This is a genomic window from Psychrobacter sp. 1Y4 (assembly GCF_051847555.1).
The window spans coordinates 1-5,700 of sequence record NZ_JBPYDE010000028.1 but is presented as its reverse complement, the minus strand read 5'-3'; the positions used below and the strand labels follow the sequence as shown (position 1 = coordinate 5,700).

The following is a 5,700-nucleotide window of genomic DNA, read 5'->3' as shown; positions in this document are numbered from 1 at the left end:
GCCTAAGCAAGAACTATAAAAGACTTAACTACAATGCTATAGAAAAGCCAGCACTATGCATCAAAACTAAAAAAAGGCTGTTATCTGATTTAGGCTTGCACTTTCCGCTTTTTTTAAAAAAAATGAGCCCCATATTTATTACTCATTTAGCGTATAAAAAAGGAACTTGTTATGCTGTCATTCACAATGTTTGAACCTAAATTTATAGGTAACTGCAAGAGAATCGAAGAGTTTGCAGAGCGTGGACTAGAGAGAGCTGCTATTGTCTCTGAATTCCATAAACAGAATATAGATATCTCAATCAACATGGTTAATGCTGTTTTAGACGGAGATGTCGAAAGAATGAAGAAAAAGGCTTTGCCTAAACAAGCTATCAAGGACTTGGACGCAGATATTGCAAGAATATCTCAAGGAATCATAGCTTAAGCCAGTTTCTTATAGTCCTGTCTGATACGCCCAATTGTATCGCTATTTCTTTATTAGCAAGCTTTAGAGCTTTAAGTTCTAAAGCTTTAGTTCTTTTGTCTTGATATTTAAGCGAACGTGCTACACCACCTTTCGAAGAGTTGCTAATTTTACCGCCTTTACTTCCCTTAACTGATTGACGATAAACAAACTCGTGATAGTGGTATGCGTCATGCTTCCAGCAGTATTTTGCGATGCTTTTAGCAGTTGCTTTGATTTCTGAATAGGGTAATGGCCGTGAAAACATCATATTAACGTTTTGAGCATGTTTGAGCACTGAGTTATACCATTGCTCCCAAGTCTTCCCTCGATGCTCTCTAATCGCAGCATACGCCCAATGACGAACGGTATCGAACAGGGTGCAGTTCCTACCAAGTCCATATTCTTTCTCTCTAGTCGTTAAAGGTCTGAGATCAACAAATTCCGCTAGATAATTTAGCTCGTAGGCTTCTTTTGTCCATACCTCGGTACGCCAATGCTTGTGCATCGGGTTTTTAGTGATGAAATTGGTATAACCGACGTCTGCCCTCGTCTCTCTGACAAGCCCTGCTTGTATCTTAGCAAGATAATCTAAGGCTTTACGACTGCCATGCTCACTGGTGCAAACAGGCGTTTTTAGCTCATAGACAATATGAGCGTGTCCGTTTGAGGGGTTTTGGCTTGTCCACCGTGGCGGTGGCAAGTATTCTTCCGCCCAACGCATTGCACCATGCTCATGATCAATGTCTAAGCATATGAAGTGAGTCATGCAAGGTGGGTTATGCTGAATGTACCGCATTTTGACGGCAGTTTGCCTAGGACGAATGATCAGATTACCTAAATCATCGGTGCAATAGGGCTTATGGGGCAGGGTTTCGTATATTTCCGGTAGTATTAACATGACACACACTTGTGTTGGTGCGCCTGCTGATATAAAATATCCGTATCGAAAGATGGGTTTTATATCTGCTGACACAGATTAAAATTCACCTAACCCCTAGTGTTGGTAGCACTGGGGGTTAGTCGTTTCTAGCACTTGAGTTTACGCTTTCATTACCTTCGCGTCAATTAGCAACTTCTTCGCAAAGCCACGCCATTTAAGGTGTACATCGCTCTAAAAAAATACTACTCGTTTGTTATCCTTGGAATTTATCACAAAATGATAAAGTGAATTGTCCCGAAAGTAGATTTTAGATAACATGGTGAGAAAATATAAATATGCTTTAAATACTAACAATAGTGATAACATTAGTTTGGAGTAAATTAATATTATCGTATTTGTGGGGTTAACATGAATGTTTTTGAGTATAAAAAAAGATCCTCAATACCTAGAGGTGATGTAATAGAAGGATTGAAAGTTATATCAAGAAACTACGATAGCGATATGACTTCTGCAAACCAAAGAGTCAATAATGCTGAACATAGAGCTAGGCAAGCTGAAAATAGAGCTGAGTATGCTGAGAGAAAACATAAAAATGATTATAAAGGGAATAAACACTCAAACTCAGAAGATCAAGTGATTGAATTAATTTTTACGCTAGTTGGGGGAATAGTAGTAGTCGCAGGAACGGCGTTATTTGAAATAGTAAAAGACCGAATGAGTAAGAGTAAGAGTAAGAGTAAGAGTAAGAGTAAGAGTAAGAGTAAGAGTAAGAATTAAGGTTCAGTGGACTGTAGAAATATAGAACTACTTAAAAAAAACCTATCAAAGATAGGTTTTTTTTAAGTAGTTACAGAAGATGTCATGAACTTTGTGCAGTGCAATGTAGAGACATCGAACCATCACCTATATCTCAGTGTTTACAGTATTCTTTTCCGCCTTAGCTATCGACCCATACTTGCAGATCGTGACCTTGTGGGCGCTCTAGCAAGCTCTTGCTCTTTGGCTTTGATTACGTCTCTAATTTGTCCCGCAACGTGTTTAATTCCTTCAATTCCGCTTGTATTGCCGTCTGCGATCCGGTTATTTTCGTTTGTGATTGCTCTATTTTGATCTGTGCGCTCACTAATTCCTTCAATTCGCTTTCTAACTTCACGGTATCGCTGTCTAGCTGCGTCGTATCGCTCTTGAGATAGTCGGGCGGTGTTATCGTACTCTGATACGTCTTTAACTGCTCTACGAGTTGAATTTGTACTTTTCCTAAAGCCAATAACTCGCTTATCAATAATGCTTGCGTTGTTACGTGCTCTTTCCGATATGCCACCCATCCATTGAATACCATCGTTTGTTCTGTCATTGAAGCTTGCAACTCCTTGAACAACGTCGGTAAGCGCTCTAATTCTTGCGTCTTCGTTCGTGCCAATCTGTTCAATGAGGCTGTCAATTCCGCTATATCTTGATCTTTCTTGTCGAGCATCTGCTCCATGTATCTCTCTTGGTCGTCTAGCATTTGCTCTTGGCGTTTGATCGTATCCTGCTGTGCTTGCATCGCTTGCTGCACTTGCTCTAGTAGTCTCTTGTCCATGAGTTATTTCTGTCCATAGTTGATGGGCTGCTGCGTCTGCGATAGCGTCTTCGGTTGTGGCATAGGCTGTGTCGGTTTTGAGAACGTGTTGAACAGCATTGTCCCTATGATTATTCCCAACACCAGCATCGCGAGTGCGCTCAAACCGGCTACTATCGCCCATTTTTTCATCTCTGACTTGATAACTTGCGCTATTCTGTCTTCTCGCTGCTCTATCAGATACGCTATGTGCTGTGTATAGGCTTCTATCGTCTTCTCTATGTCTTCTGCGAACTGGTTTAAATGCTCGGTGGTATGGGCTTGGACGCTGCTCATATAAGTTTCGAGGGCTGTAGACATATCGGTTTGATGCGTTACTAACATCGTGAGCAGCTGCTCGTTGCTCGTGTCTAGGTTTGTCATGCCTTGCTTGATGATAGTCTCGCTTTCTTGTAATTTCGCTGTCATAAAGCTGTTTAGCTGCGTCGTAGCGTTCTCTACTTCCTGCTCGATAGTCTTCGCTTGCTTCTCTGACTGTGTTCTGAACTTCTGGGCTAAACTTAAAATCTCGCTCATATAATCCGCCTGTTAGCCTGATATTTCGTTTTGCTTTGGGATCTGGGTTTTTGATACTGATTGCTTTGTCTGTCTCTCGTGCGATCTCAAAGCCACCATCAGTGAGGGCTTGAATAACGTCGTCACGACTGGTTATAACGCCTTCAACCACTAATACTTGTAGACCGTCAGTAATGGCTTGTCTCGCGTCTTTAACGTCTCTTGGTAAATTGTCACGCTGCGCCATTAATCGCTTGTTGGCGGGGTCATTGGGGTCGGTAAAACCATGTTCAATATTTTGCATGTCTTTCCATGCGTTGACGCGGCGCTTATCTTGGTAGTGGACATAGGGCTGAAACGCTCTGCCATGCTCTAAATCTACATTGGTAAAGACAAAGTTCAGCTCTAACCGTCCTTTATCTCGATGCTCAATCCAGCTCACGCTTACTCTATCAACGTCTAGCCCTGCTCGAATGGTTTCCTCAAAGCCGTCCATTAAAGCGTTTTTCTGTTCTGCAGTAACTTGGTCGGCTGTCTCGGTAAACGATAAGCAACCACTGGTGTATTTTTGCTTGAAGTCTAGGCTATCAATGAGCAAGGCTTGGTTGTCTACGTCGCCCCTCAATACTTCGGCATCGAGCCGTTTGCCCTCTGGCTGCTGGTTGTCTTTGAGCAAGTAATCAAACACGCCTTTACTGCTACCAGTGCCATGTGTGAAGAATTTAACGATCATCGGGCATACTCGATGCTAGTGCTTTATCTAGCGAGGTTTGCAAGTTGAGTAAGGCAATTAGTACTAAGTTACCGACTTCTTGCCCTGTGTTAATCTGCTTGGCGATTTGGTTGATGTTAATGCCAATACGATTAACGGCTCGCACCAATTCAGGATCGGCAGTGTGTACTATTTTTTTGGGCTCGGATTCAGGCGCGGCTATCGGTTGATCAAGTATCAATCTACGAATGTAGTTAGACATATCGTGTCTGCCTGCACGCTTTTTAATGTCTAAGACTTCATCATCAGAGACTCGTATTTTTAGCCATTTCGTCCTTGCCATTTGAACCTCGCTTTAGCAGTTATTTTTTACCCTCACGGCTTTTTGTGAGGGGTTGGGGTTAAGGGGTTTCCCCTTACCAGTATGCCTTGGGTCAATAGTAACGCAGTGAATATTGTACCCACGGTATATGCTGGCTATTAAATAATACAATAATTTAGAAAAGAATAATTATATTTATGATACTTTCCTTGTATACAAATAAAACAAATTACAGTTACGCAGTATTTAAGGAACAAATAGTGGAAGATAACAGTAAAAATGATAAGAGAAACGAGTTAGAAAAAACTCAGAATGTCAGTTTTATAGATAGTATTTCCGATAAAAATACTTGGATAAAGGGGTTAAATATAACTAAAGAAAATATTCCTTTTATTTTAATAATAATATCGGGAATGGGGGCAGCGATACAAACTATTGAATTGTCAAAAATAGATTTAACTTATTTGAGGTTTTTCTCTGTCTCGCAACTAGCTGCAGATGGAGCTTTAGTAACTCTCACTGTACTAGCTTCTTACATTATGTATAGATTTTACCTTACAACTTTGATGGCAATGCCACTAATAGGTGACTTAGAAAAGGCAGTCAAAAATAAAGATAAAGAATATACTCCAGAAAATGCTATTCCAGTACTAATATTTTCCTACTCAGTTTCAACAGCAGCCTTGTTTATGCATAGTGGACCATTCAAAGATGCGCTATTAGTCATGATCGCAATAAGTTCTATGATGTTAGCGGGGCTGGCATTTTCTCTAAAGTACTTGTGGCTCTTCAATAAACAATCGCGGGTACTAGAACCCGTAGAAATAACACCATTTAAGGTATTCAGAGAGATACTCATGATTGCAACGCCAGCTACAATGCTCATCTATACAGTATTGAATCTGGGGAACATATACCTAAACCTGTATAAGATACCGACACCAGAAAGACTTGCTAACTACGAGTACGTTGAGAGTAGAATTGAAGAAGATTACGGCAAAGATCAGGAATATAAGATTCGATACTTCAACGACAAATATACGTTCATCGAAATCACTGAAGATAGAAGCATAGCAATATACAAAACCGACGATGTACTGTTTAATGCACAGCACATAATTATCGAAAGTAACTAGACGGCGAATAGCCTAAGCAAGAACTATAAAAGACTTAACTACAATGCTATAGAAAAGCCAGCACTATGCATCAAAACTAAAAAAAGG

Annotated in this window: 8 protein-coding genes; 4 read left to right on the top strand and 4 right to left on the bottom strand. The window is 40.5% G+C overall.

Annotated elements, in window-relative coordinates; translation table 11 throughout:
- On the top strand, nucleotides 1-194 hold a 194-nt coding region (locus ACS8FC_RS13770; RefSeq protein ID WP_439297183.1), incomplete at its 5' end, for a hypothetical protein.
- A complete protein-coding gene (locus tag ACS8FC_RS13765; protein ID WP_439297182.1) occupies nucleotides 172-426 on the top strand; it encodes a hypothetical protein in 255 nt (84 codons plus the stop codon). The genes ACS8FC_RS13770 and ACS8FC_RS13765, both read left to right, overlap by 23 nt.
- On the opposite strand, the gene ACS8FC_RS13760 is transcribed toward ACS8FC_RS13765, so the two are convergent.
- On the bottom strand, nucleotides 416-1,345 hold the full coding sequence (locus ACS8FC_RS13760) for a replication initiation protein (RefSeq protein ID WP_439297181.1): 930 nt from the start codon (nucleotides 1,343-1,345) through the stop codon (nucleotides 416-418). The two genes, ACS8FC_RS13765 and ACS8FC_RS13760, sit on opposite strands and share 11 nt — an antisense overlap.
- A 390-nt stretch (nucleotides 1,346-1,735) precedes the next feature.
- Here ACS8FC_RS13760 and ACS8FC_RS13755 point away from each other — a divergent pair, with 390 nt between their 5' ends.
- Nucleotides 1,736-2,104, top strand: coding sequence for a hypothetical protein (locus ACS8FC_RS13755; protein ID WP_439297180.1), 369 nt, complete (start codon nucleotides 1,736-1,738; stop codon nucleotides 2,102-2,104).
- Between the two features lie 232 nt (nucleotides 2,105-2,336).
- Here ACS8FC_RS13755 and ACS8FC_RS13750 read toward each other — a convergent pair whose 3' ends face one another.
- The 3 genes from ACS8FC_RS13750 to ACS8FC_RS13740 form a co-directional block, all read right to left on the bottom strand.
- Nucleotides 2,337-2,909, bottom strand: a complete 573-nt coding sequence (locus tag ACS8FC_RS13750; protein WP_439297179.1) for a hypothetical protein — start codon at nucleotides 2,907-2,909, stop codon at nucleotides 2,337-2,339.
- 3 nt (nucleotides 2,910-2,912) lie between these two features.
- Nucleotides 2,913-3,464, bottom strand: coding sequence for an MbeB family mobilization protein (locus tag ACS8FC_RS13745; RefSeq protein ID WP_439297178.1), 552 nt, complete (start codon nucleotides 3,462-3,464; stop codon nucleotides 2,913-2,915).
- 701 nt (nucleotides 3,465-4,165) lie between these two features.
- Nucleotides 4,166-4,498 carry a plasmid mobilization protein gene (locus ACS8FC_RS13740; RefSeq protein WP_439297177.1) on the bottom strand — a complete coding sequence of 111 codons (333 nt, stop codon included), beginning with the start codon at nucleotides 4,496-4,498 and terminating at the stop codon, nucleotides 4,166-4,168.
- Between the two features lie 239 nt (nucleotides 4,499-4,737).
- Between ACS8FC_RS13740 and ACS8FC_RS13735 the strand changes: the two genes are divergently transcribed.
- Nucleotides 4,738-5,613, top strand: a complete 876-nt coding sequence (locus ACS8FC_RS13735; protein WP_439297176.1) for a hypothetical protein — start codon at nucleotides 4,738-4,740, stop codon at nucleotides 5,611-5,613.
- The last annotated feature ends 87 nt before the right edge of the window (nucleotides 5,614-5,700 follow it).

What these genes read in the sequence shown, in the direction of transcription:
- ACS8FC_RS13760 (WP_439297181.1), bottom strand. Translation starts at nt 1,345, where the DNA reads ATGTTAATACTACCGGAAATATACGAAACCCTGCCCCATAAGCCCTAT.
- ACS8FC_RS13765 (WP_439297182.1), top strand. Translation starts at nt 172, where the DNA reads ATGCTGTCATTCACAATGTTTGAACCTAAATTTATAGGTAACTGCAAG.
- ACS8FC_RS13745 (WP_439297178.1), bottom strand. Translation starts at nt 3,464, where the DNA reads ATGAGCGAGATTTTAAGTTTAGCCCAGAAGTTCAGAACACAGTCAGAG.
- ACS8FC_RS13750 (WP_439297179.1), bottom strand. Translation starts at nt 2,909, where the DNA reads ATGGACAAGAGACTACTAGAGCAAGTGCAGCAAGCGATGCAAGCACAG.
- ACS8FC_RS13740 (WP_439297177.1), bottom strand. Translation starts at nt 4,498, where the DNA reads ATGGCAAGGACGAAATGGCTAAAAATACGAGTCTCTGATGATGAAGTC.
- ACS8FC_RS13755 (WP_439297180.1), top strand. Translation starts at nt 1,736, where the DNA reads ATGAATGTTTTTGAGTATAAAAAAAGATCCTCAATACCTAGAGGTGAT.